General features: G+C 66.2%; 26 protein-coding genes and 1 pseudogene. 16 read left to right on the top strand and 11 right to left on the bottom strand.

Features of this window, described 5'->3' with window-relative positions:
• Window position 1: 1 nt before the first annotated feature.
• The gene (locus tag EDD27_RS35885) at window positions 2-397 is read right to left on the bottom strand and encodes an NUDIX hydrolase (protein WP_127936336.1); all 396 of its coding nucleotides are present in this window, start codon (window positions 395-397) and stop codon (window positions 2-4) included.
• Between the two features lie 74 nt (window positions 398-471).
• Between EDD27_RS35885 and EDD27_RS35880 the strand changes: the two genes are divergently transcribed.
• The 3 genes from EDD27_RS35880 (at window position 472) to EDD27_RS35870 (ending at window position 2,913) form a co-directional block, all read left to right on the top strand.
• Window positions 472-1,098 carry a DUF6758 family protein gene (locus EDD27_RS35880; protein WP_164903937.1) on the top strand — a complete coding sequence of 209 codons (627 nt, stop codon included), beginning with the start codon at window positions 472-474 and terminating at the stop codon, window positions 1,096-1,098.
• A 40-nt stretch (window positions 1,099-1,138) separates the two neighbouring features.
• Window positions 1,139-1,855, top strand: coding sequence for an MBL fold metallo-hydrolase (locus EDD27_RS35875; RefSeq protein ID WP_164903936.1), 717 nt, complete (start codon window positions 1,139-1,141; stop codon window positions 1,853-1,855).
• Window positions 1,856-2,007: 152 nt separating this feature from the next.
• Complete coding sequence (locus EDD27_RS35870) at window positions 2,008-2,913, top strand: RecB family exonuclease (RefSeq protein WP_206641802.1); 906 nt, start codon at window positions 2,008-2,010, stop codon at window positions 2,911-2,913.
• Window positions 2,914-2,920: 7 nt separating this feature from the next.
• Here the strand turns inward: EDD27_RS35870 and EDD27_RS35865 are convergent, their stop codons facing one another.
• On the bottom strand, window positions 2,921-3,832 hold the full coding sequence (locus EDD27_RS35865) for an oxygenase MpaB family protein (protein ID WP_127936335.1): 912 nt from the start codon (window positions 3,830-3,832) through the stop codon (window positions 2,921-2,923).
• Between the two features lie 13 nt (window positions 3,833-3,845).
• Complete coding sequence (locus EDD27_RS35860; RefSeq protein WP_127936334.1) at window positions 3,846-4,736, bottom strand: alpha/beta fold hydrolase; 891 nt, start codon at window positions 4,734-4,736, stop codon at window positions 3,846-3,848.
• Window positions 4,737-5,392: 656 nt separating this feature from the next.
• Here EDD27_RS35860 and EDD27_RS35855 point away from each other — a divergent pair.
• Window positions 5,393-5,767: a hypothetical protein gene (locus EDD27_RS35855; protein ID WP_127936333.1), complete on the top strand. Its 375-nt coding sequence runs from the start codon at window positions 5,393-5,395 to the stop codon at window positions 5,765-5,767.
• A gap of 141 nt (window positions 5,768-5,908) precedes the next feature.
• Here the strand turns inward: EDD27_RS35855 and ku are convergent, their stop codons facing one another.
• A complete protein-coding gene (gene ku / locus EDD27_RS35850) occupies window positions 5,909-6,790 on the bottom strand; it encodes a non-homologous end joining protein Ku (protein WP_127936332.1) in 882 nt (293 codons plus the stop codon).
• A gap of 47 nt (window positions 6,791-6,837) precedes the next feature.
• On the opposite strand from ku, the gene ligD (EDD27_RS35845) reads away from it, so the two are divergent.
• From ligD (EDD27_RS35845) to EDD27_RS35825, 5 genes are all read left to right on the top strand, one after another.
• Window positions 6,838-7,752, top strand: a complete 915-nt coding sequence (ligD, locus tag EDD27_RS35845) for a non-homologous end-joining DNA ligase (RefSeq protein WP_127936331.1) — start codon at window positions 6,838-6,840, stop codon at window positions 7,750-7,752.
• A 4-nt stretch (window positions 7,753-7,756) separates the two neighbouring features.
• A complete protein-coding gene (gene ligD, locus EDD27_RS35840) occupies window positions 7,757-8,635 on the top strand; it encodes a non-homologous end-joining DNA ligase (protein WP_127936330.1) in 879 nt (292 codons plus the stop codon).
• A 44-nt stretch (window positions 8,636-8,679) separates the two neighbouring features.
• Window positions 8,680-8,889, top strand: a complete 210-nt coding sequence (locus tag EDD27_RS35835; protein WP_127936329.1) for a hypothetical protein — start codon at window positions 8,680-8,682, stop codon at window positions 8,887-8,889.
• Window positions 8,890-9,038: 149 nt separating this feature from the next.
• Complete coding sequence (locus EDD27_RS35830) at window positions 9,039-9,659, top strand: TetR/AcrR family transcriptional regulator (protein ID WP_164903935.1); 621 nt, start codon at window positions 9,039-9,041, stop codon at window positions 9,657-9,659.
• Between the two features lie 88 nt (window positions 9,660-9,747).
• Entirely contained in the window at window positions 9,748-9,978 is a 231-nt protein-coding gene (locus EDD27_RS35825) for a DUF3107 domain-containing protein (RefSeq protein WP_127936327.1), read from the top strand.
• Between the two features lie 297 nt (window positions 9,979-10,275).
• Here EDD27_RS35825 and EDD27_RS35820 read toward each other — a convergent pair whose 3' ends face one another.
• Window positions 10,276-10,917 (bottom strand): ferritin-like fold-containing protein, encoded by a 642-nt coding sequence (locus EDD27_RS35820; RefSeq protein ID WP_127936326.1) that lies wholly within the window; start codon window positions 10,915-10,917, stop codon window positions 10,276-10,278.
• A 360-nt stretch (window positions 10,918-11,277) separates the two neighbouring features.
• On the opposite strand from EDD27_RS35820, the gene EDD27_RS35815 reads away from it, so the two are divergent.
• Window positions 11,278-13,278, top strand: a complete 2,001-nt coding sequence (locus EDD27_RS35815; RefSeq protein ID WP_206641800.1) for a DEAD/DEAH box helicase — start codon at window positions 11,278-11,280, stop codon at window positions 13,276-13,278.
• 76 nt (window positions 13,279-13,354) lie between these two features.
• Here the strand turns inward: EDD27_RS35815 and EDD27_RS35810 are convergent, their stop codons facing one another.
• Window positions 13,355-14,128 carry a dioxygenase family protein gene (locus EDD27_RS35810; RefSeq protein WP_127936324.1) on the bottom strand — a complete coding sequence of 258 codons (774 nt, stop codon included), beginning with the start codon at window positions 14,126-14,128 and terminating at the stop codon, window positions 13,355-13,357.
• Between the two features lie 283 nt (window positions 14,129-14,411).
• Window positions 14,412-15,632, bottom strand: coding sequence for a S8 family serine peptidase (locus EDD27_RS35805; protein WP_127936323.1), 1,221 nt, complete (start codon window positions 15,630-15,632; stop codon window positions 14,412-14,414).
• 708 nt (window positions 15,633-16,340) lie between these two features.
• On the opposite strand from EDD27_RS35805, the gene EDD27_RS35800 reads away from it, so the two are divergent.
• Window positions 16,341-16,754 carry a cupin domain-containing protein gene (locus EDD27_RS35800; protein WP_127936322.1) on the top strand — a complete coding sequence of 138 codons (414 nt, stop codon included), beginning with the start codon at window positions 16,341-16,343 and terminating at the stop codon, window positions 16,752-16,754.
• A gap of 4 nt (window positions 16,755-16,758) precedes the next feature.
• Window positions 16,759-16,869, top strand: a pseudogene (locus tag EDD27_RS58935) (NAD-dependent epimerase/dehydratase family protein); the annotation flags it as partial.
• Between the two features lie 583 nt (window positions 16,870-17,452).
• On the opposite strand, the gene EDD27_RS57140 reads toward EDD27_RS58935, so the two are convergent.
• Entirely contained in the window at window positions 17,453-18,193 is a 741-nt protein-coding gene (locus EDD27_RS57140; protein ID WP_164903934.1) for a glycosyltransferase, read from the bottom strand.
• A 57-nt stretch (window positions 18,194-18,250) separates the two neighbouring features.
• Here EDD27_RS57140 and gmd point away from each other — a divergent pair, with 57 nt between their 5' ends.
• The 4 genes from gmd to EDD27_RS35770 all read left to right on the top strand — a co-directional run bounded on the left by gmd (window position 18,251) and on the right by EDD27_RS35770 (window position 22,990).
• Window positions 18,251-19,273 (top strand): GDP-mannose 4,6-dehydratase, encoded by a 1,023-nt coding sequence (gene gmd, locus EDD27_RS35785; protein WP_127936319.1) that lies wholly within the window; start codon window positions 18,251-18,253, stop codon window positions 19,271-19,273.
• Complete coding sequence (locus tag EDD27_RS35780; protein ID WP_127936318.1) at window positions 19,270-20,511, top strand: class I SAM-dependent methyltransferase; 1,242 nt, start codon at window positions 19,270-19,272, stop codon at window positions 20,509-20,511. The genes gmd and EDD27_RS35780 overlap by 4 nt, the downstream gene beginning before the upstream one ends.
• Window positions 20,512-20,514: 3 nt before the next feature.
• Window positions 20,515-21,447 carry a GDP-mannose 4,6-dehydratase gene (locus EDD27_RS35775; protein ID WP_127936317.1) on the top strand — a complete coding sequence of 311 codons (933 nt, stop codon included), beginning with the start codon at window positions 20,515-20,517 and terminating at the stop codon, window positions 21,445-21,447.
• A 100-nt stretch (window positions 21,448-21,547) separates the two neighbouring features.
• Window positions 21,548-22,990: a hypothetical protein gene (locus EDD27_RS35770; protein ID WP_127936316.1), complete on the top strand. Its 1,443-nt coding sequence runs from the start codon at window positions 21,548-21,550 to the stop codon at window positions 22,988-22,990.
• Window positions 22,991-23,050: 60 nt separating this feature from the next.
• Here EDD27_RS35770 and rfbB read toward each other — a convergent pair whose 3' ends face one another.
• The 3 genes from rfbB to EDD27_RS35755 all read right to left on the bottom strand — a co-directional run bounded on the left by rfbB (window position 23,051) and on the right by EDD27_RS35755 (window position 25,692).
• Window positions 23,051-24,052: a dTDP-glucose 4,6-dehydratase gene (gene rfbB, locus EDD27_RS35765; protein ID WP_127936315.1), complete on the bottom strand. Its 1,002-nt coding sequence runs from the start codon at window positions 24,050-24,052 to the stop codon at window positions 23,051-23,053.
• Complete coding sequence (locus EDD27_RS35760) at window positions 24,049-25,116, bottom strand: glucose-1-phosphate thymidylyltransferase (RefSeq protein ID WP_127936314.1); 1,068 nt, start codon at window positions 25,114-25,116, stop codon at window positions 24,049-24,051. The genes rfbB and EDD27_RS35760 overlap by 4 nt, the downstream gene beginning before the upstream one ends.
• A 126-nt stretch (window positions 25,117-25,242) precedes the next feature.
• Window positions 25,243-25,692, bottom strand: a complete 450-nt coding sequence (locus tag EDD27_RS35755; RefSeq protein WP_127936313.1) for a GtrA family protein — start codon at window positions 25,690-25,692, stop codon at window positions 25,243-25,245.
• Window positions 25,693-25,750: the final 58 nt, after the last annotated feature.

Genomic DNA, 25,750 nt, shown 5'->3' with positions numbered 1-25,750 from the left:
CTCAAGCCGGCAGCACGCCCCAGCCGGTCAAGGCATCGAGCAGGCCCGCGGAGAGCGGCAGGCGGGCCAGCTCGTCCGCCGTGCACCAGCGCACCTCGGCGGCGTCGTCCCCGGCCGTCGGCACGCCGTCGGCCACGGTGGCCAGGTAGTCGCGGATCACGTACGTGACGCGGCCGGGGCCGGGGCGCTCGACCGTGCCGGCCAGGCGGCCCACCTCCACCCACAGTCCCGTCTCCTCCAGGACCTCGCGCCGCACGCCGTCGGCGTCGCTCTCGCCGGGTTCCAGGCGGCCGCCGGGGATCGACCACAGGCCCATGCCGGGCGGGTGTCCCCGCTTGATCAGGAGAATCCGGCCGGCGTCGTCGACGATGATCGCGCCAACACAATTTACGCGCACATGGCCAAGATTACGACGGGATAACGAGATGCGGCCTTGACGGGGCCCTGCCAGAGAACGCACCGTGGGTAGTTGTGAGAGCGGCTCCAACCTGCCCACGGTGTTTTGGCCCGCTTCACGGGCCGAGCGCCTGGTCGAGTGCGTATCGATGCGACACGCACGGTGATGTCCTGCCCTATCAGCCCCCGTGGCCGCCGACCAGCACGGCGCTCGAGGCGATGCGGAAGAATTCCGTGGTGCCTGTGTGGCTGCCGTGGCCGTTGCCGGCAGGCTGGCTGGTGACCGGCTTCGCGGAGGTGGGTGACCAGCGCACCGGCGCGCGCGCCAGCGTGGTCGCGCTGACCGGGCCGTCGCTGATGGAGGGGCCGGCCGACATGCTCGTGGTCGCCGAAGAACCGGGAATCGGGCTGGGCGCGGCCTTCGCAGGGCTGGGCGGTCCCGATCCCGGCGAGGGGTTCGACGCCGGCCCGCCGAACGCCAAGATCGAGGTGCTCGGGCACCCCACCCCGCTGTGGGTGGTGGACGGGCAGAGCGACCGTGCCGTCTATGCGGGGGAGGCGCTGGGCAATTGGCTGTGGACGATTTGCTGGCCGGCCGATGCCGGTTGCATGATCGCCCTTGCCGAGCTCTCACTGATTGACGCCCGGGATCACGAGCTTGACGTACCCTTTGGCGCGTTCTCCCCCAGACTGGAGGATTAGCGAGTCGCGTTGTCAGGCAGACCGACTAGAGTTCGGAGGCGTGACAGCGCGTATCGAGCGAGTGGTGACCGAGGGCGTCGTCGACATCGACGGCACCGAGCACAAGGTCGAGAACAACACCTGGATCGTGGGCGACGACGACGAAGTGATCGTCATCGACCCGGCCCGCGACTCCGAGAAGATCATGGAGCAGGTGGGCGAGCGTGAAGTGCTGGCCGTCATCTGCACGGCGGGCCTGCCCGACCACGTCGGGGCCGCCATCGAGGTGGCCAGCAGGGACGAGGCCGTGGTGGCCCTGCACCCCAAGGACAAGCCCCTGTGGCGGGAAACCTGGTCGGAGACCTGGCCCGACATCGACATGGAGGACGACGGCATCTTCGAGGTGGCCGAAGTCCAGCTCGACGTCATGGAGACGCCGGGCGTGACCCCTGGGGGCGTGTCGCTCTACTGCGAGGGGCTCGGGGCCGTGTTCACGGGCAAGGCCCTGCAGGCCGACGGCCCCGGCAAGCTGGGCGGCGAATACCCGGCGCTGGCGGACCAGCTGACCTCGATCGGCGGGCGGCTGTTCACGCTGCCCCACGAGACGCGGGTGCTGGCCGTCCACGGCGACGAGGTCACCATCGGCGACCTCGAGCCGCACTTCGACGACTGGGTCTCGGGTTCGCTGACCCGCGTCGACGCCGGCGCCGAGGACGAGGGCCCGCTCCCCAACGCCACCAAGACCTCCGGCATCAAGCTCAACCCGGACGAGGATTAGGCGAGGGAGTGCCGTCGTCTGGAGGAGCGGCGGGAGCGCAGCGACCAGAGCGGGGGAAGGCGGCGGCATATGGCGACCGAGCCTGCCTCACGGAGTGAGGCCAATAGGCAGGGCGAGGGAGTGCCGTCGTCTGGAGGAGCGGCGGGGGTCCAATGAGCAGCGCAGTGCAGGGGCAGCTTCCGCTGGAGGGCATGCCGCGGCGGCTCTACTCGTGCACGCCGTCGCGGCTGAACACCTGGCTGGACTGCCGCCGCCGCTACCGGTTCACCTACCTCGACCGGCCGGCGCCGTCCAAAGGACCTGCCTGGGCGCACAACAGCGTCGGGGCGAGCGTGCACAACGCGCTGGCGGGCTGGTGGCGGGAGCCGTACGAGCGTAGGACGCCGCTGACGGCGGCCATCCTGCTCACGAACGGGTGGATCACCGAGGGTTTCCGGGACGCCGAGCAGTCCGGGCGGTGGCTGGCGCGCGCCCGCGACCTCGTGTCTGGATATGTCGCGACCTTGGATCCGTCCGATGATCCGGTCGGCGTCGAGCGCACGGTCGCCACCCGCACCAAGGTCATCGCCGTGTCCGGCCGCATCGACCGGCTTGACCGGCGCGGAGATGAGCTCGTCGTGGTCGACTACAAGACCGGGCGCCGGCCGCTCACCCAGGACGACGCCCGCTCGTCGCTCGCACTGGCCGTGTACGCCGTCGCGGCGTCCACAATGATGCGCACCCCTTGCCGGACCGTCGAGCTGCACCACCTGCCGACCGGTGAGATCGTGGAGTGGCGGCACACCGACGAGTCCCTTGTCCGGCACCTGCGACGCGCGGAGGATCTCGCGACGGAGGCGGCCGCGGCTGACGAACGCTACCGGGAGGTCGTTGCCGCGCCACCGCCCCGCGGCGCTGCCCGGGAGGGTGGCGGGCCCGCGACGGTGCCTGCCGAGATCGATGAGCTGTTCGCGCCCAACCCCGGCCCGATCTGCTCCTGGTGCGACTTCCGCCGCCACTGCCCGGAAGGCCGGGCGGCCGGGCCCGAGCGCCGCCCCTGGGACGGACTCGCGGAGTAGCAGCCCGTCAGGCGGCCAGCGCCTTCGGCCACCGGCGGGGATCGGTCAGACCCTTGAGTCCCTTGCTGACGTCATAGCCGGCCGCGCCCAGCCGCTCTCTGGCCGCCTGCAACATCTCCCGCGTGGCCGGCATGAAGGCGTGGTCGTGCACGGGCTCCGGCAACGCGTTCATGCCCAGCCGGAAGGCCTTCAGCGCCGCGGTGACGGTCGCCTGGGGCACCTCGGGCAGTGCGCCGTACATGCGCCTGGCCCAGTCCGGCAGCGTGTAGTAGCAGAGCGCGCCGAAGGGGAAGTACGCGGGCTTGCCGGCCGACAGCAGCCTGAGCTCGTGCGGCAACCGAGGCCACATCAGGAACCGCACGGTCGCGGCCGCCTCCTCCGTCACGCGCAGACGGGGGCGTACCTGCTTGAAGTACGCCTCCATCTCCGCGCACGAGCCCGGCACGTCCTCGGGATGCAGTCCGACATACGTCGCGCTCTTGCGCTGCTCGGACAGGTAGCGATCGGCCTGGCGCTCGGTCAGGCCGAGCCCGCCCCGCCTGGACACCTCCAGGTATGACGACACCTCAGCGCAGTGCACCCACAACAGCAGCTCGGGATCGTCCACCCGGTGCGTGCGCCCGGTGTCGGGATCGTGGATGCGCAGTGCCTTGTGGATGCCGCGCACCCGCCGCCCGATCTCGTCGGCCTCCTCGGGGCTGCCGAACGTCACCCGGCCCACGAAGTCCGCGGTGCGCCGCAGCCGGCCGAACGGGTCCTGCTGGAAGTCGGAGTTCTGCCAGACGCCGCGCATGGCCAGCGGGTGCAGTGCCTGGAGCATGAGGCCGCGTACCCCGCCCACCCACATCGAGCGGTCGAGATGCACCTGCCAGGTCGCGCTCTGCGGCGGCTGGACGACGATTTCTGCAGTGCTCGCCATAGTAAGTGCATAATTACATGACATTGGACCTTGTGTCCAAGAAGTGCTTTTCGGCGGCGTTCCAGAACCGGATCAGGGCCGCCGCGGTCGTCTCCGGCGCCTCCACGTTGGGGGAGTGCACCGCGCCCGGCACGACCACGCACTCGGCCCCGAGCCTGGCGGCCATCTCCGACTGGGTCTCGGGGGACCAGCCGTCGTCGTGCTCGCCGTACAGCACCAGCGTGGGAACCTCGATCTGCCGCAGCTCGTCGGTACGGTCCCCCATGGACAGCACCTGCTCCGCCATGCACACCAGGGCCGTCGGCGAGTTGCTCATCAGGCGCCTGTGCAGGAACGCCACGATCTCGTCGGACACGTCGTTGGCCAGCGCGTCCGGCTCGAACCTGTGGTGCCACACGTGCTCGAGCCCCAGCGTGGGCACCTCTTCGAGGATCTTCCTGCCGTTGATCGCCCGCGGGCCCTCGATGGCGGAGGGGCCCGAGCTCATCAGCGTGAACGAGGCGAACCTCGTCCGCCCGTCGATCACCGCCTCGCGCGCCACCAGCCCGCCGAACGAGTGGCCCACCAGGTGCACGGGATCGCCGCCGCCGATCACCTGGGCGAGCATGTCGACGTCTGCGCCGAGCGCGGGGCAGGTGTAGGCCTCGCGGTCGTCGGGGCCCGGGGTCTCGAACTGGCCGCGCAGATCCACGGCCACCACCCGGCGGCCCGAATGGGCGAGGGTCATCAGGACCGCGATGAAGTCTTCCTTGCTGCCGGTCAGGCCGGGCACGAGGAGCGCGGGCCAGCGCTCGATCACACCACTGACCGGAAGCGCCTCCAGGGCCGCGAACGTGCCCAGTGGCGTTTCGATCTTCTGTGGTGCGACGCCAGGAGGCAGGTCGAGGAATCGCGGCGTACTCACGTGGGGCAACAATACCCCGAGGTCAGCGCATCGACACCGGCAAGGCCCTTACGCTGGTGGGACTTACGCGGGAGATGCGACGAATGCGACGTGAAGATCCGGCCGGCGCGCTCGTGGGACGATGTCCAAGCGGTTTTCGGGCCTAATGGTGCTTGTTCGGGCTGCTGGTGCATGTGGTTCCGGGTCGGCCGGGGCGGCGTTCCAGGAGATGGGCGCCGAGGGCCGGCGGGGGCGGCTGCAGGCACTCGTGGAGGGCTCTGAGCGCGCGCCTGGGGTCCTGGCGTATCTCGATGGCGTGCCGGTGGGGTGGTGCGCCGTGGAGCCGCGTGAGGAGCACACGCGGCTGCTCCGCTCGCCCGTCACCAAGCCGGCGTCCCCCGAACCCGTCCCGCGCCCAGACGGGGGTGAAGCGGTTGGATGCATTTCTCCATAGGACAAATCGGACAAAAGCAGGCTATTTCATCCATAAGTCTGCGCGAAATGGCGATAAGAGCACTAAAGCAGAAAAAGACATCACAAAGGCCGTTTATGTGATGCTCACTCCGGCAATATGTCGCATGGATGGACTTATCAACCATCATCTGTGATGTTTTCCAGTCAATCCGGAAAATATCGAGAACTGGAGCAACCGAATTATCGGGGGAAATTCAATGCCCATGTTCAAGAGCATCTCAGCGCTCGCCGTCATCACCGCAGCGTCCGGCGCCGTTGCCGCGCTGACGGGTTCCTCGACCGCCAATGCCGCCACGGGCTCCGCGGTCACCTCGGTAGCCAACGGCTTCGTGGCCGGCCACGGCTGGGGCGACCGCAACCGTCACCACCACAAGACGAAGATCCGCATCCGGATCCACAACAACAACCAGCAGGACCAGAAGCAGTTCAACGACCAGGACCAGGACCAGGACCAGTGCCAGTTCGGTTTCTCGGCCAACGCCGCATCCCAGGACGAGGGCTTTGACGGGCTGATCGGCGACGGGTTCCTGTGCGCTGCCGTGAGTGAGGAAAAAGACGAAGAAGAGGAAGACGACTGATCTGCTCCGCCCTACATGGCAACCCGGCTTCACCGGAGCCCATGCTGATACGCCCTCGGCAGCCTCTTGCCGAGGGCGTATTCACGCGGTTTTCGCTTTGCCCCGGCCCGGCGAAAGGTCCGTCGGGGGCTGCAGCGCGGCTCAGGCGGACTTGCGCGCCTTGCGCTTGGCGGCGGGCTTCTCTTCTTCCTTTTCCTTGGACTTGTCCGAGGCGGCCTTCTTCGGTCGCTTGGCGGGGGCGGCGCCTTCGCGTTCCCGCTTCGCCGCCTCCACGCTCGCCCGCAACGCCGCCATCAGGTCCACGGCCGGACCTGCCTCCTCCTCGACGGGCGGGGTGACGACCTCCTTGCCCGCCACCTTGGCCTCGATCACCGACTGCAGGGCCTCGCGGTAGCTGTCGCGGTATTCGCTCGGGTCGAAGTCGGCCTCCATCGTGGTGATGAGGGACTCGGCCATCTTCAGCTCCTGGGGGCGTACCTCGATGTCCTCTTCCAGGAACTCGAAGTCGGGCGTGCGGATCTCGTCCGGCCAGAGCATGGTCTCCAGCACGAAGACGCCGTCCCTGACCCGCAGGGTGGCCAGCGACTCCCGCTGGCGCAGGGCCACCTTGACCACCGCCACCTGGCCCGAGGTCTCCAGCGCGTTGCGCAGCAGCACGTACGACTTCGCCCCCTGCGCGTCGGGCTCCAGATAGTACGACTTGGCGAAGTAAATGGGGTCGATCTGCTCGACGGGCGTGAACTGTAGGACGTCGATCCTGCGGGACGTGCTCAGCGGCAGGTCCTCGAAGTCCTCGTCGGTCAGCACGACCATCTCGCCCGTGGCCAGCTCGTAGCCCTTGGCGATGTCGGAGTAGGGGACCTCCTCGCCGTCGATCGTGCACACGCGCTTGTAGCGGATGCGGCCGCCGTCCTCGCGATGCACCTGGTGGAAGGCCACGTCCTTCTGCTCGGTCGCCGAGTAGAGCTTGACGGGGATCGTGACCAGGCCAAAGGAGATCGCACCCTTCCAGATGCTGCGCATGGTCACTCCTCCGCTCTCAACGGCTCGCCAATGGGCACATACCCGGCATGGGCCAACCAATGCCATACCCGGTCGAACCAATGCTGGCCGTACCTGGGGAACTACCCTCCGATCGCGAGCGGTATGGCCTTGAGGTGAAGTGGGATGGCATCCGCGCCATCATCCACGTCGACGGCGGGATGAGGGTGACGGGGCGGCACGGGGTGGAGTACACGCGGCGGTATCCGGAAATTTCGGGATTCGGGCTCAAGAACGCGATCATCGACGGTGAGGTCGTGGCGCTCGACCAGCATGGCCGGCCCAGCTTCGTCCGCCTGCAGCACCGTATGCACCTGACCGACCCCGAGCCGGTCATGCTGGAGCTGTACCCGGTCACGTACATGCCGTTCGACCTGCTCTACCTCGACGGGATGCCGCTCTTCGACCTGCCCTACCGGGACCGGCGGGCGCTGCTCGACGAGCTGGACATCGGCGCGCCGCCCTCCTTCCCCGGCGACTCCGACCTCCTCTCCGCCACGTACGAGCAGGGCCTGGAGGGCGTGGTCGCCAAGCGGCTCGACTCGCCCTACCGGCCGGGCACGCGCTCGCCGTGGTGGATCAAGGTGAAGAACCTCAACACCAGGGACGTCGTGATCGGCGGCTGGAAGCCGGGCAAGGGGCGCCGGGCCGGCGGGATCGGGTCGCTGATCATGGGAGTGTTCACGAGTGAAGGGCTGATGTACGTCGGCCACGTCGGCACCGGCTTCACCGACGCGGTGCTCGACCAGCTCTACCAGGTGCTCCGGCCGCTGGAGATCCCGAGCAGCCCGTTCAGCAACGAGGTCCCGTGGCGGAATCGCTGGGTTAGGCCCGATCTGGTCGGGGAGGTGGCTTATACGATGTGGACCGACGATCAGCGGCTGCGGCACCCCGTGTGGAGAGGGCTTCGACCCGACAAGATCCCCGCGGAGGTGTGGAGGTGACGCCATGGCCAAGAAGGTTCCCGTCAAGGTCGAAGGGCGCGAGCTGACCCTGAGCAACCTGGACAAGGTGCTCTACCCGGACTACCGCTTCACCAAGGCCGAGGTCATCGACTACTACAGCCGCATCGCCCCCGTGCTCCTCCCTCACATCGAAGGCCGCCCCCTGACCGTCAAGCGCTTCCCGGACGGCGTCACCGGCCAGTCGTTCTTCGAGAAGAACGCGCCCGAGCACACCCCTGACTGGGTCAAGCGGGTCAACCTGCCCGTCCCCGGCAGCACCAAGAACCGCGAGACGATCAACTTCGCCGTCGTCGAGGACCTGCCCACGCTCGTCTACTACGCGAACCTCGCCGCGCTGGAGCTCCACGTACCCCAGTGGCGCGTCGACGACGACGGCGAGGCGCTGCCACCCGACCTGCTCGTGTTCGACCTGGACCCGGGGCCGCCGGCGACGATCGTCGAGTGCTGCGAGGTGGCGCTCATGCTGCGTGAGGTGCTCAAGGCCGAAGGGCTCTCCGCCCGGCCGAAGACCAGCGGCCGCAAGGGCATGCAGTTGTACGCGGACTGGGACTGCCGCGAGGAGCCCTCCGCGTACGCCAAGAGGCTGGCCCAGGTCCTCGCCAAGGAACATCCCCAGCACGTCGTCAGCATCATGACCAAGAAGGCCAGGCCGGGCAAGGTGTTCATCGACTGGAGCCAGAACAATCCGGCCAAGACCACCGTGGCGGCGTACTCGCTGCGGGCGAGCGAGCAGCCGACCGTCTCCACACCGCTGACCTGGAAAGAGGTCGAGGACTGCGAACGTCCGGAGGACCTGGTCTTCACAGCGCCGGACGTACTCGCCAGAGTGGAGAAACGCGGCGACCTTTTCGGCCGGGCGTAGGCTGGTGCCGTCCGCACCTAGAGGGGGACCAAAAGATGTCGGAGATGGACATTCGCGGAGACGAAGGCCCTTTCGACGAGGAGGAGACCGAGTTTCCGCTCGAGACGCCCGAGGCTGACGTGGCCGAGCAGCACCGGGAGATACGCCAGAACAACGGCACGCTGCGCCGTGAGCTGCCCCTCGACGTCGACCCCGGTGACGCGACCGAGCAGGACCGCGTGGTCGACCTCGACGAGGACGACGAATATCGATGACCAGTCCGATGCCTGTGACGGGACCGACTCCGGAGGCGGGCCATCGGCGCCGTCTGCTGTCTGTGTTTTTGATGGCCGTCACCAAGGTACGGACATCTACGCGCACGTAGGATGGCCGCACGACCCGCTGAGAGACCATGGAGATCCGCGTGACCGCAACCCCGGACGCCAAGCCCCGGGGCACCCGGCTGCCCCGACTCGCCCGCCGCCGGCAGCTGCTGAGCGCCGCGCAGGAAGTGTTCGTGGAAAACGGCTATCACGCGGCCGCCATGGACGAGATCGCCGACCGGGCGGGGGTCAGCAAACCCGTGCTCTACCAGCACTTCCCCGGCAAGCTGGAGCTCTACCTGGCGCTGCTGGACCTGCACGTGGACGACATGGTCAACCGCGTCAGGGAGGCGCTGGCCTCCACGCACGAAAACAAGCTGCGCGTGCAGGCCACCTTCCAGGCGTTCTTCGACTTCGTCTCCAGCCAGGGCGAGGCCTTCCGGCTCGTCTTCGAGTCGGATCTGCGCAACGTGGCGCCGGTGCGGCAACGGGTGGAGCGGTCACTGCAGGAGTGCGCCGAGATGGTGAGCGCTCTCATCCAGGAGGACACCGGCTGCACCAGCGACGAGGCACACCTGCTCGGCGTGGGTCTGGTCGGCATGGCCGAGGTGAGCGCCCGCTACTGGGTGACCACGCACGGCTCGATTCCGAAGGACGCGGCGGAGCAACTCCTGGCCAGGCTCGCCTGGCGCGGCATCAGCGGTTTTCCGCGTACGGCATAACCCGTTCGCTGGGCGCGATCATTTGCGTTTCCCGGGGTGTGAGCGGCCACGATGGAGGTGAGCCAGCCCCGTCGACTAGGGAGCCACGATGGAAATCAAGATCGGCGTACGCTCCGTACACCGCGAACTCATTGTCGAGACCGACCTCACTGCCGAGCAGGTCGAGGAGGAGATCAGGAACGCGCTGTCGGTCGATCGCGGGATCTTCGCCATCACCGACGTGAAGGGCAGGCGCATCGTCGTGCCGGTGGCCGCGCTCGGGTTCGTCGAGATCGGCGAGGATGAGTCCAGGCCGGTCGGCTTTGGGGGCACGCTCTAAAGGCTCGGGACGGGGGGTACGGGGCAACACGGGCATTCGCCTTGGCGGAGCCCCGTACCACTCAGCCCTGTGACCCTCTCCCGAGCACGCATCCGCGAGGGGATTGGCGACGGCGCACGACGTGGCGTCGGCTCGCGTCGGTGGCCGGACAGCCCGCGCTGCCCCTTCGCAGGACGGCGCGTGAGGTCCAGTGGTTCGGCCCGCATCGTGTCAAAGAACTGTCGTAGCGGCGCGAGGTCCTCATACCAGGCACGGTACAACCGTTTCGCGCACTCGCGCCGCCCAATGAACAGACGATCAGAGGCCCATGGCGGCCATCCGCTTGCCGTGCTCCTCCGTCAGTTTCGCGAAGAGTCGGGAAATATCGGCCTGGCCACCGCCGGCCTCCACCAGCAGCAGTGCCAGCTCCGGCCGCGCCGCCGCCACCTGCTGAGCCTGGCTCAGCGCCTCGCCCACGAGCCGCCGAGCCCACAGCGCCAGCCGTGCCGCCGCCTTCGGATCGGCCTCGATCCCCGCCCTGACCCGTTCCACCGCGAACTGCGACCGGCCCTCGTCCACCAGCACCTCGTCCACCAGGTCGGCGATCGAGGGATCGAGGTGCCTGGCCCCCTCGCGGTAGAAGTCGTGCGCGATGCCGTCCCCCACATACGTCTTGACCAGCGCCTGCAGCCAGTCGGCCGGCCGGGTCTGGGCGTGCCAGGCGTCCAGTGCCGCGACGTACGGCGACATCGCCTCGGCGGGATCGGCGCCCAGCTCGGCCAGGCGGTCCCGTAGCAGGCGGAAATGGGCGTACTCGGTGACGGCCAGCTCGCTCAAGGCCATCCGGTCGGCCAGCGAGGGCGCCAGCGTGGTGGCGTCCTCGGTCATCCTGGCGTAGGCGCTGAGCTCCGCGTACGCTAGAAGGCCGAGTAGGTCGACGACTCCTGGAGACTCCTTCATGAGGGGCAGCGTACTTCGCGGAGCTTGGTGAATCTTCGGGAACATAAGCGAGCTCGGTCCGCGTTGTGGTATCGAGTACACTGCTCTGAGAAAGTGCGACCGCACTGTGTCAATTCGGGGACTTCCCTCCGGATACCTCCGCTCCCCGGAGGTCTGCGGTCGCGATGACGCGAGAGGGCTGGCTCTACCGCGAGGACCCACGAAACGGGGGCATTTTCCGCCCGTTGGTCCCGGCAGGCCCGCCTTCATTTGAGATTGAGGCAGGCCACGCTGACGACTTTCCGAGACCTCGGAGTCACACCAGAGATCGCCGATGCCCTCGAGACCGAGGGCATCGTCACACCGTTCCCCATCCAGGAGATGGCGCTTCCGCTCGCGCTGAGCGGCCAGGACCTGATCGGCCAGGCCCGCACGGGCACGGGCAAGACCTACGCGTTCGGCATCGCGATGCTGCAGAGCATCGGCAAGCCCCGCAAGAACCGTAAGAAGCCCCGCGGGCTGGTCGTCGTGCCGACCCGCGAGCTCGCCGTACAGGTCAGCGAGGACCTCGTGACCGCCGCGGGCAAGCTCGGGTCCCGAGTCCTGACCGTTTACGGCGGTCGTGCGTACGAGCCCCAGGTCGAGGCGCTCAAGGCAGGCGTCGACGTCATCGTCGGCACCCCGGGCCGTCTGCTCGACCTGGTCAAGCAGAAGCACCTGGACCTGAGCCAGGTCAACTCCCTCGTCCTCGACGAGGCCGACCGCATGCTCGACCTGGGCTTCCTGCCCGACATCGAGCGCATCTTCAAGCTGATCCCCGCGGAGCGGCAGACGATGTTGTTCTCGGCCACGATGCCGGGCGAGATCGTCACGCTGTCCCGCAAATACCTCAACCGTCCGACGCACGTACGCGCTGAGCACGAGAGCGGCGAGGGCGAGGCCACGCCGCTGACCCGCCAGCTCGTGTGGCGGGTCCACCGGATGGACAAGATCGAGATCGTCGGGCGGCTGCTGCAGGCCGAGGGCCGTGGGCTCACCATGGTCTTCTGCGAGACCAAGCGGGCCTGCGACATGGTCGCCGAGCAGCTCGACACCCGCGGCTTCGCGGTCGCGGCCGTCCACGGCGACCTCGGCCAGGGCCAGCGGGAGCAGGCGCTGCGGGCGTTCCGCAACGGCAAGATCGACGTGCTCGTGGCCACCGATGTGGCGGCCCGCGGCATCGACATCGACGACGTCACTCACGTGGTCAACTACGACTGCCCCACGGACGACAAGACGTACGTGCACCGCATCGGCCGCACCGGCCGGGCCGGCAAAACCGGCATCTCGGTCACGTTCGTGGAGTGGGAGGAGCTGACCCGCTGGAAGATGATCAACCAGATGCTCGGGCTCGACTTCGCCGAGCCTGAGGAGAGCTACTCCACCTCGCCGCACGTCTACGCCGAGCTCAACATCCCCGAGGGCACCAAGGGCGTCCTGCCGCACGCGAGCCGCTCGCGTGCCGGACTGTCCGCGGAGCGCATCGAGGACCTCGGTGAGACCGGCAGGATCCGTGGGCGTGGCGGTCGCCGCCGTGACGAGCGTGAGGAGCGGGAGCGTCCTGCCCGCACGCCGCGCCAGCGCCGCCGGACCCGCGGCGGCAGGGAGCTGGAGGAGACCACACCCGATCTGGTGGAAACCGCACCCGATCTGGTGAAGACCGCACCCGTCGAGACCTCGGAGGTCGAGCTCGTGGATGCCAAGACGGAGGAGACTCCCGCGATCTTCTCAACGGACGAGATCAAGGCCGCGACCTCGGAGCCGAGGCGGACGCGTACGCGGAGGGGGGCGGCCACGTCGGCGATCGAGCACGCGCTGGCCGATGCTCCTGAGGCGCCCGTCAAGGCCACGCGCTCGCGCAAGGCCGCAGACGAGGCCGGTGTCGCCGTGGCTGAGGCCGAGGCACCCGTGGCCGAGGCTCCGGCGAAGAGCACGCGCTCCCGCAGGGCGACCGCTGACGAGGCGGAGGCCGAGGGCACCCGCTCCCGCAGGGCGACCACGGAGGCGGAGCCCGAGGGCACCCGCTCCCGCAGGTCCACCACGGAAGCGCTGACGGAGGGCACGCGGTCTCGCCGCGCCGCCGCCGCACCGGCTGCCGAGGTGCCCGCACCCTTCGTCGTGGAGGAGCCAGCCCAAGACCGGGGCTTCCTCTCCACGCCGCCGCCTCCGGCGCGCACGGAGCCGGAGCGGATCATCCCGCCCAGCCCGTTCGCGGTGATCTTCCAGTCGCCCGACCTGGCGACGGACGACGACGACATCGCCCCGTCCGCAGCGAGCGAGCGCAAGCAACAGCGCCGCCAGCCTCGCGGCAACGGCAACGGCAACCGCCGCCGGGCAGGCTGAGACCCGTCAAGAGACGCGCATCCCACCAGGGATGCGCGTCTCTGCGTTTTACGGGAAAGCAAGGGGTGCGGCGGGCCTAACGGCCGTCCTTGTCGGAGTCGACGGACAGGACGATGGCGCCCCAGTAGCCGTCGCCGTCTTCGACCACCGTCAGCAGCAGGCGGCGATCGTAATAAAAGTCGCCGGCGTTGTACGTGTCCCGCCCTATGTGCTGGGCGTACGGAGGCTGGGACAGGACCTTCGCGTTGAGCGTCTCTTCGAACATCAGCTGTGTGGTCAGCACGCGCGAGTCGCCGATGTACACCATGGCATGGATGTGCACCGTGCGCCCCGGATACCATCCCGGCCATATCGTCGTGAACTCCACGACTCCCTCGGCGTCCGCTACCTGCGCGCCCCGCAGGTAGCGCTTGTCGTCGGTAGGAGTCATGTCGGGCCAGGGCCTGTCGCGGGTGATCTGGCGCGACTCGACGTGCTGGATCATGGATCCCCGCTCGCCTCCCGAGTAGAGCCCGGAGGCGTCGCACTGCCAGATGTCCACCACCACGCCCGGCAGCGGCTGGCACGTCTCGCTGTCCTGCACCTTGATGGCGAGGCGCAGGCGTACGCCGGGCTTGTTGTCGCGGATGTCGCTGCGAATCATGTCCGCGTCGAGGTAGAAGGGCCCTTTGGACCTGGCGGGCGTGAGCGTGCAGGTGCCGGCCTCGCGGAAAAGGTCGCTGTAGTCCGTGACCGCCGTGGCGCCGGCGCTGCGGACGGCAAGGAGGCCACTGAGCCCGAGCGAGCTGATGCCGACGTTGGTGATCAGACGCCGACGGCTGACCCGCTGCCCTTCATGATCGTGTGTCACTGGGATCGTTCTCCGGCAGGTCGGGAGGAGCCCCCCGATGTCTCCTCCGCTCCAACCGAAACTCTCATGAGATGTAGGGATTTCTGTGGAGGCACGACGCGATCACCTGAAAGGCAGATCAAACCTGGTCGGTGATAGGAGCTCCGACCAACTGCTCACCGGCTGATCAAGGGTCGTGTGTGAGCCGGGGCGTGACGTGCGGCGGCACCGCACGGAGGCGGGTGGGGGACTGGGCGAGCCCTCGTGGACACCGCCTACGCGGGCCCGCTTTCCCGCGTGCCGCTCAGAGCGTGGCGACGTTCAGCAGCGGCTCCTGCACACCGTCAGGGTCGCCCGCCGGCCATGTCCAGTTCAGCGTGCCCGCGTTCTGCAGGGCAGACTTCACCTGGGCAGGCGAGGCGGCCGGGTTCGTGACCTTGTAGAGTGCGGCGCCTCCTGCCACGTGAGGGCTGGCCATCGAGGTCCCGGAGATGGTGGCGTACCTGCCCCCTCTCCAGGTGGACAGGATGCACGTGCCGGGGGCGATGAGGTCGATGTCAGCGCCGAAGTTGGAGAAGTCGGCAATCGTGTCGTCGACGTCGCGCCGACAGGTGGGCCTGCCGCTGCCACCGGGGAAGCCGTCGAAGTCCGCGAGCGCGCTGACGGTGATGACCTCGTCGTACGCGGCCGGGATGTGATTCGCGGCGTGGTCGCGCTCGTTGCCGGCGGCGACCACGTACGTGACCCCAGCTGCGACAGAGGCGCAGATCGCCTGATGCATGGCATCCCGGTTGACCGTGCCGCAGGCGCCGTCGTCGTTCCCGAAGCCGCCGAGACTCATGTTCGCGACCTCTATCTGATCGGCATTCGCGGTTACGAAGTCAATGCCGCAGATGATCTGAGAGAACAGGCCGAAGCCCCTGTTGTTGAGCACCCGGACCGGCCAGATCCGAGCGCCGGGCGCCACCCCGACGACGCCGTGGAGGTTGTCCTTCGCGGCGACCGTGCCAGCGACGTGAGTACCGTGGCCGTTGCCGTCGTCTGCGCTGATGCCGTCGGAGCAGTTCTTTGCGCCGCCGAAGTAGACGTTCAGATCGGGGTGGTCCAAGTCGACGCCCGTGTCGATGACCGCCACGTCGACGGCCATCGGCTCGTTCACGCCGTTGATTCTCGCGGTCGGGCTGGCATCAGCGTCGACCCGGTTGATCCCGGTGGGAAAAGTCCGGCTGATCTTCGCCACGCCGTCCGGTTGCACCCACCGCACGCGATCGTCGGCTGCCACGGTCTCCGCCTGTGACTTGGTCATCCGCGCGGCGTAACCCGTAAGGGCATGGCTGTACACGTGCCCGACGGACGCGGCATGCGCTTGGGTGTGGTCGCTGGCGACGGCCTGCGCGTTCTGGTTGCTATCTAGTACGACGATGTAATCGCCGACCGGATCGGATTTCGTAGCGGCCGATACGGGCGAGACGTTCGTGAGAACGGGACAGCTGGCGAACAGGACAGCGAGGAGTGCCTTACGCACGGTGGTTCCCTCCGCTCTGAAAGTAGATCATCGCCATGCCGGTCGTCGGAACGTGTTTCTCCAGGTCATGGCGCTGTCGTTCTAACAGAGGAGGGCCGCCCCGCCGTGCAGACGCGCCCATGGTGGGCTTCCTCGACGATGGCTTTGGCCGTTCATGGAACGGCGAGGTGCAATTGAGATATGTGGGATTTCGCTAGAGGCGCGCCGCGATCACCTGAGGATGAGCGTCCTACGCGATTGAACCGACCCTGGATGCCACCCCGACCCGGCCACCGTCTGACGCCTACGCCGGATGTGCATATTGATATCTGCGGAATCCAAGGTTATTGGATGCAAAGATATAACAAACTTCATCTTTTGGGCGACCTATTCTAGGGCAAGGACATGGCAATGCCGCGCCGGCGGTGCTCGCCTCGACCATCGCATATGTGGTGACGTGTGTCGACAAGGAACTCGGAGCGATTCAGGGGCGAAAGCAGCAGTCGCCTGCAAGGGAGGTCCGTGTATCCGTATATCGATACCTGCTTCCTTTGATCGTGCTGAAGTGGGTGCAAGGCAGGCCGACTGGTGGAGACGCCAGGAGTGAGACTTTTCGGGGCTATCACGAATAATCCGGGGTGTCGCACCGGCAACTTGGGCTGTACGGGTCCCGATGGCGAATCATTTGTTGGCCGGCGAAGGTGACGGTGACCAACGGCGGAGGTAACTTTGAAGATTGATGTTCTTACGCCCTCCTGTAATCTGTCCACCATTCGAGACGGGCGAGGTGGCATCTTCACCTGGGTGCCGCCCGAGCCGATCGTGGAGTTCAATCTCCTGGTGATGCACCCCGGAAAAGTGCGGGGACTGCACTATCACCCGCATTTCGTGGAGTATCTGCTGTTCATCGATGGCCAAGGTGCCTTGGTGACCAAGGACGACTTCGACGATCCCGACTGCCCTGAGGAATTCATCCATGTCTCGCGCGGGGTGTGCACGCGGACTCCCGCCGGGGTCATGCACACCGTCTATGCCGTCACGACTCTCACCTTCGTGGCCATGCTGACCCGGCAGTGGGACCACTGTGATCCGCCGCTGGTTCAGGTCGAGCCGCTGCCGCACACCCTCGAAGAAAAGAGGTGAGTCGATGGCACGGATCGCCGTGCTCGGTGCACGCGGCTTTGTAGGCGCGGCGCTCACCCATGCACTACGTGACGCCGGTCACGAGGTGACGGCGGTGACCCGGAGCACCTATGCGGACGATCAGCGGGCGGGGCCGTACGACGTGCTGGTCAACGCCGCCTGCCCGTCGCGGAGGTATTGGGCTGAGCACAATCCAGCGGACGATCACAAGGAGACCGTACGCAAAACTGAGGAACTCCTCCGAGGCTGGGGCTGGGTGTCGTTCGTCCAGATCAGCAGCATGTCGGCAAGGGTTCAGACAGATACCGTCTACGGCCGCAACCGGGCGCTCGCGGAGCAGGCGTGCGAGTCGGCCGGGGCACTGATCGTACGGCTCGGCCCGATGTACGGTTCCGGGCTCGAGAAGGGCTCTCTGATCGACATGCTGCATCACCGGCCGGTGTATGCAAGCGGGGATTCCCTGCAGAGTTTCGCGCCGGTGGAGTGGTGTGCGAAATGGGTAGCGGACCACCTCGACCAGCAAGGCGTGTGGGAAATCGGCGCCCGGACCACGATCGCACTGCGCGAGATTCGGGACGCGATCGGCTCTCGGTCCGACTTCGCCGCGGACAGACGGGATGACCAATTCCCCGCGTTGAACATTGCCGAGCCCGACTGGCCAGTGGCCGCCGATGTGGTGCCCTGGCTGCGGGCGAAGCTTACCGGCGGATCCGCAGCCGGCGAGGAGTCAACAACTTGCGGCCCAACAGCTGGATCAGGAAGCGCACGCTGGTGGCCACCTCGCGCGAGTCCATCTTCGAGGCTCCGAACGTACGGCCAGGCAGGTGCATCGGGATCTGGCGGATCGGGAAGCGGTTGACGTGCAGGACGAAGAGACTCTCGAAGAAGAACGAGTAGCCCTGGGAACGTACCAGCGCGAAGGTCTCCTGCGGGATGTCGCCGAGCCGGTAGAGGCGGAACGCGGTGGTGGCGTCGTACGGCATGCCGAGCAACGCGACCGTGACGGCATGCCCAAGATGAGTCAGCATCTTCCGACCGGCACTCCAGCCTGGAAGGCTGCCCCGCTTGAGATAACGCGAGCCGACCACCACGGCCGCGCCCTCGCCGGCGGCTTCAAGAAGTTTCGGAAGGTACTCGGGCGGATGGGCGAAGTCCGAGTCCATCGTGATCAGCCATTCGTATCCGTGTTCGTACGCCCAGGCGATACCGGCTTGGTGTGCGGAGCCGATGCCTGCCTTGCCCTCTCGATGGATCACCGTCATCCGGGGGTGCCGCTCGGCGAGTTTGTCCAGCACGCTGCCGGTGCCGTCGGGGGAGTCGTCGTCCAGGAAGAGCAGATCGCAGTCAAGTCCTTGATCGAGGATGGCCTCCGTGAGCGGCTCGACGTTCTCTCGCTCGTTATAGGTGGGAATGAAGATCAGACAGCTTACTGGATTCACGGTCTTAGCTTTCACTCAGTCCGGTCTGTGCAAAAAGCATGAATTATTGGGAAAGAAATGAAAAAGGCTCTGATCACCGGAATTACCGGTCAAGACGGATCGTATCTCACCGAACTACTCGTAGAGCAAGGATATGAAGTACATGGAATAGTACGGCGCGCGTCAAATTTCAATACCCATAGAATTGATCATATATATCATGATTCGGACAGCAACCGGTACCTGCATCTGTACTACGGCGATCTGACCGACTCGAGCAGCCTCAACCGGATCCTGGAACAAGTCGCTCCGGACGAGATATACAACCTGGGCGCTCAATCCCACGTGCACATTTCCTTCCAGATGCCGGACTTCACCACTGAGGCCAATGCGGTGGGCACCCTGCGGATCCTGGACGCCATCAAGGAGGTGGGAATATCGCCGCGCTTCTATCAGGCGTCATCCTCGGAGCTCTTCGGCGGGCTGGGCAACACCATGCAATCCGAGAGCACGCCGTTCTACCCGCGTTCCCCGTATGCGTGCGCCAAGCTGTACGCGTACTGGATCACCGTGAACTACCGTGAGGCGTACGGATTGTTCGCCTGCAACGGCATCCTGTTCAATCATGAGTCGCCGCGCCGCGGGGAGATCTTCATCACCCGCAAGGTCAGCCGGGCGGTGGCCAGGGTCAGTCGCGGAAAGCAGGAGCGGCTCTACGTCGGCAATCTGAACGCGCGCCGCGACTGGGGTTACGCCAAAGAGTACGTCCACGCCATGTGGCTCATGCTCCAGCAACCTGCGCCCGACGACTATGTCGTGGCCACCGGTGAGACGCACTCGGTCCGCGAACTGTGCGAGGCCGCGTTCGAGCACGTCGGGATCGACCTCGTGTGGAAGGGCGAGGGCGTCGATGAACGGGGGATCGACCGCCGGACCGGCAAGGTCTTGGTCGAGGTCGATCCGAAATACTTCCGCCCCACCGAAGTGGACTTCCTCGCGGGGGACGCGAGCAAGGCACGCAAGAAGCTCAACTGGGAGCCCAAGACTCGCTTCAAGGAGCTAGTCAGCCTGATGGTGGAACACGATTTGAGGCAAGAATGACTCACCACGCAATCGGCCAGTGCCGCATCTGCGGCAACCGGGAACTGGTTCCGGTACTCGACCTGGGCCGGCAGGCCCTTACCGGGGCTTTTCCCCGCACCAGGGAGGAGCACGTTCCGGCGGTTCCCCTGGAATTGATCGTCTGCTCACCCGCGGGATGTGGCCTGGTCCAGCTCCGGCACACCACTGACCTCGGACTCATGTACGGCGACCAATACGGCTACAGGTCCGGCCTGAACCAGTCGATGGTGCGGCACCTGCGCCAGAAAGTCGACGCGATCACCTCGATGGTCGAACTCGGCCCCGGCGACCTGGTGCTCGACATCGGCAGTAACGATTCCACTCTGCTGCGCGCGTACCCGGCGGACGGCCCAGAGCTCGTGGGGATCGACCCGACGGGCACCAAATTCCGCCCGTGGTACCCCCCACATGTGGGACTGATCACCGAGTTCTTCACCAAGGAGGTTTTCACCCGCGCGTACGGTTCCCGGCGTGCCAAGGTGGTCACCTCGATCGCGATGTTCTATGACCTGCCGGACCCTCTCCGCTTCATGAGCGATGTGAGGGACGTGCTGGCCGAGGACGGCATTTGGCTGATGGAGCAGAGCTATCTGCCCGCGATGTTGTCGAGCACCGCCTACGACGTGGTCTGCCACGAGCATCTGAACTACTACGCCCTGCGCCAGATCGAGTGGATGGCCCAACGGGTCGGGCTGACGGTGGTACGTGGCGAGATCACCGACATTTACGGGGGAAGCCTCAGCCTCATCCTCACGCCGAACCCGTCCCGATATCCGGTGGACGAAGCCGGACTGGCGCGCATCCGCGCGAGCGAGGCCGAACTCGGCCTCGGCACCCTGGCTCCGTACCAGAACTTCGCACGTCGTGCTCGCGACCACCGCGAGGTGCTGCGCGACTTCCTCGACGCCTCCCGCAAGGACGACAAGCTGACCCTCGGATACGGTGCATCCACCAAGGGCAACGTCGTCCTCCAGTTCTGCGGCTTGAGCGAGGCGGACCTGCCCTGCATAGCGGAGGTCAACGAGGACAAATTCGGCCGCTTCACCCCGGGCACCGCAATCCCCATCGTCTCGGAGAGCGAGGCCCGAGATCGACGCCCCGATCAGTTCCTGGTCCTTCCATGGATCTACCGCGACAACATCGTCGAGCGGGAGCGTGACTTCGTGGCGACCGGTGGGCGGTTGGTGTTCCCATTGCCTGAGTTGACGGTGGTGTGATCCGTGTCCAGGTCGGTCGTCATCGGGGCAGAAGGGCAGGACGGCACGCTCTTGTGCGAGTTGCTCGCGGCACGCGGCGACGATGTCACTCCGGTCGGCCGTCAGGGCCCCGATATCACCTCCCCGGAGGAGGTGACCGACCTGGTGCGCAAGGAGGAGCCGGACGAGATCTACCTGCTGGCGGCGGTGCAGCACTCCTCGCAAGGAGTTCCGGGCGACCCCGCCGGGCTCGCCCGGCGATCGTACGAGGTCAACACCTTGCCTGTGGTGTTCTTCGCCGAGGCGATCCGCCGGCACTCGCCGCACACCCGGCTGTTCTATGCCGCCTCGTCGCACGTGTTCGGCGAGCCGACGGAGCCGATACAGGACGAGTCCACCCCGTTGCGGCCGGCCTCGGTGTACGGCATCACCAAGGCCGCCGGTCTGCTCCATTGCCGCGCTTACCGGGAGAGCGGGTTCTTCGTCTCGGCGGGGATTCTCTATAACCATGAGTCGCCCCTGCGGCGCCCGGAGTTCGTGACCCGCAAGATCGTACAAGCGGTTGCCCGGATCCAGCGCGAGGGCGACGGCCAGGTGACGCTGGGCCGGCTCTCCGCGGTGGTGGACTGGGGGTACGCCCCCGACTATGTGGCGGCGATGACCGCGATCCTCGCAGCCTCGGAGCCTGGTGACTTCATCGTCGCCTCCGGCCAGGGCCACACGGTCGGCGATTTCGCGCAGACCGCGTTCGCGCTGGCCGGGCTCGACTGGTCGCGGCACGTGCGCGAGGACCCGGGTGTGCTCACGCGCGGCGGCACCACACTGATCGGCAATCCGGCGAAGCTCCGTCGGCTCACCGGCTGGCGGCCGACCGTGGACTTCACCGGGATGATCCGCAAGCTGCTCGAAGCGGAGGGAGTGACCCTCGCCTCTCAGTTGATCTTCGACGCCGGTTGAGAGAAGACCCCTCCTAGTTGTGGATGGCTGATTGCGCCGCTACGCACTGATCGATCTTCCGAGTACGTCAGTCGGGGGCAAGGGAAGAATGGACACGTCCATGAAGCTGAATGTTGTGCGCGGCACGGGGCTCGATGGCTCTGCTGCCGCCTCTCGTAAATCATTCCTGCTCACTGCGGTGCGTACACCGATCGTCCTTGCTGTCGCCGCCGCCGTACTGCTGCGGTCGGTAGTCATGCTCGGTCACCAGCGAGCATTCTGGTATGGCGATTCAGGCGATTTCGCGGCCTATGCACTGCAGATCGCTCCTGGCGCCCTGAGGCCTTTTGGCTATTCATTCTTCCTCCGCATGCTCTTGCCTTTTCACAGCAATGTCCTCGTAGGTGCTATCCAGCACGCCATGGGGCTCGGCATCGGCATCATGGTCTATGTCTTGCTCCGCCGATGGCAAGTGCGCCCGATGCTGGCAGTGGCGGCTGCCCTTCCGGTCCTCCTCGAGCCTCGCCAACTTGCGATGGAGCATTCCCTGCTCAGCGAGACGCTGTTCACCTGCTGTTTGATCGGGGTTGTCGTCGTCACTCTTTGGCGGTACCGGCTCACAGTGCCGGCAGCAGTATTGGCAGGGCTGCTTCTCGCCGCCGCCACCCTCACCAGATCGATAGCGCTGCCGCTGGTGCTCCTGTATCCGCTGCTCCTGCTGCTGCACCGAGTCAGGCTCCGTGCGCTGCTCGCGGCCATGGCGGCTTGTCTCGCACCGCTCTTCGCCTATGGTCTTTGGTTTCAGTCGCACCACGGCGTGCTCGCCCTCACCACGAGCGACGGGCTGATCCTCTGGTCGCGCACCATGTCGTTTGCCGACTGCGCGAAGATACGTCCCCCGGCGGCTCTTGTCCCGCTCTGCCCGCCGAAATCGCTCCAAGCCATAGGCGCTCGGCCAGGAGTTTACATAACAAGGCCAGATGCCTGGTTGTTCGCCACAAAGGAGCCTGCGGCCAGTCCGGACAACAATGCCCTCGCGCGACAGTTCGCCCAGCGCGCCATCGTTGCTCAGCCTGTGGATTATGCCCTGGTAGTGGTGCGTGACCTGGCCAACGTCTTCCGCAAGACGGACCCGCCTTCCTCCTTCCGGTCCACCGGCTCTGGCATCGAGGGAGTCCCGCCGCAGCATGCGCACTTGGCGGCACCGTATGGATATGGGGATGCGCCAACCGAGATAGCGCTTTTCGCAAGATTTCTCAGATGGTACGAGAGCCGGATCTATCTGCCGGAGCCGGTCCTGGCCATGGTGATGGCGGCGCCCCTGGTTCTCGCACTGCGCTACAGACGTCTGCCGATCCGGTCGCTGGTGCCGTGGACGATGGCGGTCACACTCGTGGTGCTCGCGACTGCAACGAACCAGGGTGACTACCGCTATGTTCAACCCGCGATTCCACTGGCGTGCATAGCAATGGCCCACGCTGTGGCCCGCACCAAAGCCTTGCGCACCGCCACCACCAGTGGCACGACGTCTGGCATCGGCACTCCCGCAGGGGTCGCCTCGTGATCCTCCGCTCTGAGCAAGATCGCACTGCCGCCGGACCGCGTGCCACGCGTGCCGGCGGCCTCAGGCGGTAGGCGCTCCGGCCCTGCCGGCGCCCGCCCGCGTCAGCGGTCGCCACCACTCTTGGTGGTCGCGGTACCACCGCACGACAGCGGCCAGGCCCTCATCGAATTCCACACGTGGCTGGTAGCCAATCGCGCGGATCTTGCCGTCGTCCAAGGAGTAGCGTCGGTCGTGGCCAGGTCGGTCGGGCACCTGCTCGACCATCTCCCACCTCGTGCCAAGAGCGTCGAGCAGGCGGCCGGTCAACTCCCGATTGGTCAGCTCGGTCCCGCCGCTGATGTTGTAGATCTCCCCGGGTGAGCCCTTCTCCAAAACTAGCTGGATTCCTCGGCAATGGTCGTCGACGTGCAGCCATTCCCGCACGTTGAGGCCGTCTCCGTAGAGGGGGACCTTCCGGCCCTCGAGGAGATTGGTCACGAAGAGCGGGATGAGCTTCTCGGGATATTGGTAGGGGCCGTAGTTGTTGGAGCAGCGCGTGACTCGGATGTCACAGCCGTACGTGCTGTGATAGGCGCGGCAAAGGAGGTCTGCGCCGGCCTTGGCGGCCGAGTACGGGGAGTTCGGAAGCAGCGGCTCGTCCTCGTTCCAGGATCCGCCGTCGATCGATCCGTACACCTCGTCGGTGGAGACGTGGACGACCGTCGGAACGTCAGCCTCCAGAGCTGCCTGCAGAAGCCGCTGGGTGCCCACAACATTCGTGGTCACAAAGTCGGCGGCGCCGGTGATGGAGCGGTCGACGTGGGTCTCTGCCGCGAAGTTCACTATCACGTCGTGCCCGGGGACGACCTCCGCGAGCGCGTGTGCATCGGTGATGTCTGCCTGGAGGAAGGCATAACCGGGGTGGTCCGCCACAGGGGCGAGGTTGGCCAGGTTTCCTGCATACGTGAGCTTGTCCAGAACCGTGACCCGCACGTTCTCGTACCCGGGATATGAGCCGGACAGGAGTGAACGGACGTAGTGGGAGCCGATGAATCCGGCGCCTCCGGTGACGAGAAACCTCATGAGCTCACCTGTATTTTGCTGTGGTCGCCGACCATGAGCTGGTGGGTGTTGGGCAGCCGGGATGTGCGGTTCACCTCGACGTTCCTGCCAATGAGCGAGCGCGCGATACGCGAAACGCCATGGATGGAGGAGCCGTCCAGAATGATCGAGTTTTCGATCTCCGAATCCTGCAGCATGCAATTAGGCCCTATGGACGTGAAGGGACCGACATACGATGAGATGATCTTGGTGTCGGGTCCGATGACGACCGGTCCATGGACGATGGAGTTCTCCACCACCGCGCCCTGCTCGATAACGACCCGCCCAGTGGTCTGGCTCAGCCGGTCCACTGTGCCCATGACCCCGGGCTCGATGCGCTCGAGGACGATGCGGTTGCACTCCAGCAGGTCCTGCAGGCGCCCGGTGTCCCTCCAGTAGCCGTTGACAAAGTGGGAGTGGACGCGATGCCCGGTGTCGATCAGCCATTTGATCGCGTCCGTGATCTCCAGTTCGCCCCGCGCAGAGGGCTTGATCGCCTGGACTGCCTCGTGGATGGCAGGAGAGAAGGTGTAGACGCCGACGATCGCGAGATCGCTGCGCGGGTGCTCCGGTTTCTCTTCCAGCCGGACGATCTGCCCATCGGGGCCGAGCTCCGCGACTCCGTAGAACTGCGGTTCTGCGACCTTGGTCAGCAGTATCTGGGCGTCGTGGTCGGCGGCGTCGAAGGCGTCGACCAGATCGGTGATGCCGTCGATGAGGAAGTTGTCGCCCAGGTACATCACGAACGGGTCGTCTTCCAGGAAGTCCCTCGCGATCAGGACACAGTGGGCGAGTCCGAGCGGAGCCTCCTGGGGAATGTAGGTGACGTCGAGGCCGAACATCGAGCCGTCGCCGACAGCGTCCCGAACCTCGTGGCCGGTGTCGCCGATGATGACGCCCACACGGGTGATGCCCGCGTTCCGAATCGCCTCAAGCCCGTAGTAGAGCACCGGTTTGTTGGCGACGGGAACCAACTGCTTCGCCGAGGTGTGCGTCAGCGGACGCAGCCTCGTCCCCTTGCCGCCGGCTAGAACGAGCGCTTTCATCGCTTGATCCTTCCAAACAGACCGGGGCCCAGTGGCCGCTCTCGGCTCGAATCTAGGCGCTGTCCGGACCCGGCCCTCTTCGCCGCACTTCATATTTGTCAAAGACCTTGAGAGACGTTGCCCGTACTAGATGCTGCGGTGATCCCGAAATGTCCACCTTCGATTGATTGTGTAGCTTAGTGGCAGGCTGGCGCATATTATGACGCCTTGTGCAACAAGGATGGGTATGCTGGCCAATTCCACTAGTATGGGGAGTCCGATCAGGGATGCGGCCAGGAAGCTCAGTCCCACGACATAGAGCCGTACGTACCCGGTCAGCCAGGATTCCGCGGTGTCAGGAAAGACGACGAGTCTATACCAAGGGTAAACGATCACCACGGTTGTCAAATGGCTGGCCACCACCAGGAGAAGGTAGGGGGCAGTGCTTCCAAAGACGGCTAGCGCCAGGGCCACGATTCCGTAATAAATCGCTGCGGTCATGGCGCCGCCTATGGGGTACGTGACGCGGCGTTCGCGAAGCAGCGAGATGAGGCGCCGGTGTTCAACGTGGACTGATGGATTCTTTACGTCACTCATGTGTTCGGCCTCCTTAGTCGTGGCCCGATAAGCGGTATTACGGTGGTAGTCGTGTGAA

This window comes from Nonomuraea polychroma, assembly GCF_004011505.1.
GTDB lineage: Bacteria > Actinomycetota > Actinomycetes > Streptosporangiales > Streptosporangiaceae > Nonomuraea > Nonomuraea polychroma.
The sequence above is the reverse complement of the archived record's forward strand: the minus strand, read 5'-3'. Positions and strand labels throughout refer to the sequence as shown.

Excerpts from the sequence above, each read along its gene's own strand:
- EDD27_RS35820 (WP_127936326.1), bottom strand. The coding sequence starts at position 10,917 with ATGAAGGAGTCTCCAGGAGTCGTCGACCTACTCGGCCTTCTAGCGTAC.
- EDD27_RS35780 (WP_127936318.1), top strand. The coding sequence starts at position 19,270 with ATGACTCACCACGCAATCGGCCAGTGCCGCATCTGCGGCAACCGGGAA.
- EDD27_RS35835 (WP_127936329.1), top strand. The coding sequence starts at position 8,680 with ATGGACATTCGCGGAGACGAAGGCCCTTTCGACGAGGAGGAGACCGAG.
- EDD27_RS35770 (WP_127936316.1), top strand. The coding sequence starts at position 21,548 with ATGAAGCTGAATGTTGTGCGCGGCACGGGGCTCGATGGCTCTGCTGCC.
- EDD27_RS35815 (WP_206641800.1), top strand. The coding sequence starts at position 11,278 with ATGGCGCTTCCGCTCGCGCTGAGCGGCCAGGACCTGATCGGCCAGGCC.
- EDD27_RS35870 (WP_206641802.1), top strand. The coding sequence starts at position 2,008 with ATGAGCAGCGCAGTGCAGGGGCAGCTTCCGCTGGAGGGCATGCCGCGG.
- ligD (WP_127936330.1), top strand. The coding sequence starts at position 7,757 with ATGGCCAAGAAGGTTCCCGTCAAGGTCGAAGGGCGCGAGCTGACCCTG.
- EDD27_RS35825 (WP_127936327.1), top strand. The coding sequence starts at position 9,748 with ATGGAAATCAAGATCGGCGTACGCTCCGTACACCGCGAACTCATTGTC.
- ligD (WP_127936331.1), top strand. The coding sequence starts at position 6,838 with ATGGGCCAACCAATGCCATACCCGGTCGAACCAATGCTGGCCGTACCT.
- EDD27_RS35760 (WP_127936314.1), bottom strand. The coding sequence starts at position 25,116 with ATGAAAGCGCTCGTTCTAGCCGGCGGCAAGGGGACGAGGCTGCGTCCG.
- EDD27_RS35755 (WP_127936313.1), bottom strand. The coding sequence starts at position 25,692 with ATGAGTGACGTAAAGAATCCATCAGTCCACGTTGAACACCGGCGCCTC.
- rfbB (WP_127936315.1), bottom strand. The coding sequence starts at position 24,052 with ATGAGGTTTCTCGTCACCGGAGGCGCCGGATTCATCGGCTCCCACTAC.
- ku (WP_127936332.1), bottom strand. The coding sequence starts at position 6,790 with ATGCGCAGCATCTGGAAGGGTGCGATCTCCTTTGGCCTGGTCACGATC.
- EDD27_RS35855 (WP_127936333.1), top strand. The coding sequence starts at position 5,393 with ATGTTCAAGAGCATCTCAGCGCTCGCCGTCATCACCGCAGCGTCCGGC.
- gmd (WP_127936319.1), top strand. The coding sequence starts at position 18,251 with ATGAAAAAGGCTCTGATCACCGGAATTACCGGTCAAGACGGATCGTAT.
- EDD27_RS35865 (WP_127936335.1), bottom strand. The coding sequence starts at position 3,832 with ATGGCGAGCACTGCAGAAATCGTCGTCCAGCCGCCGCAGAGCGCGACC.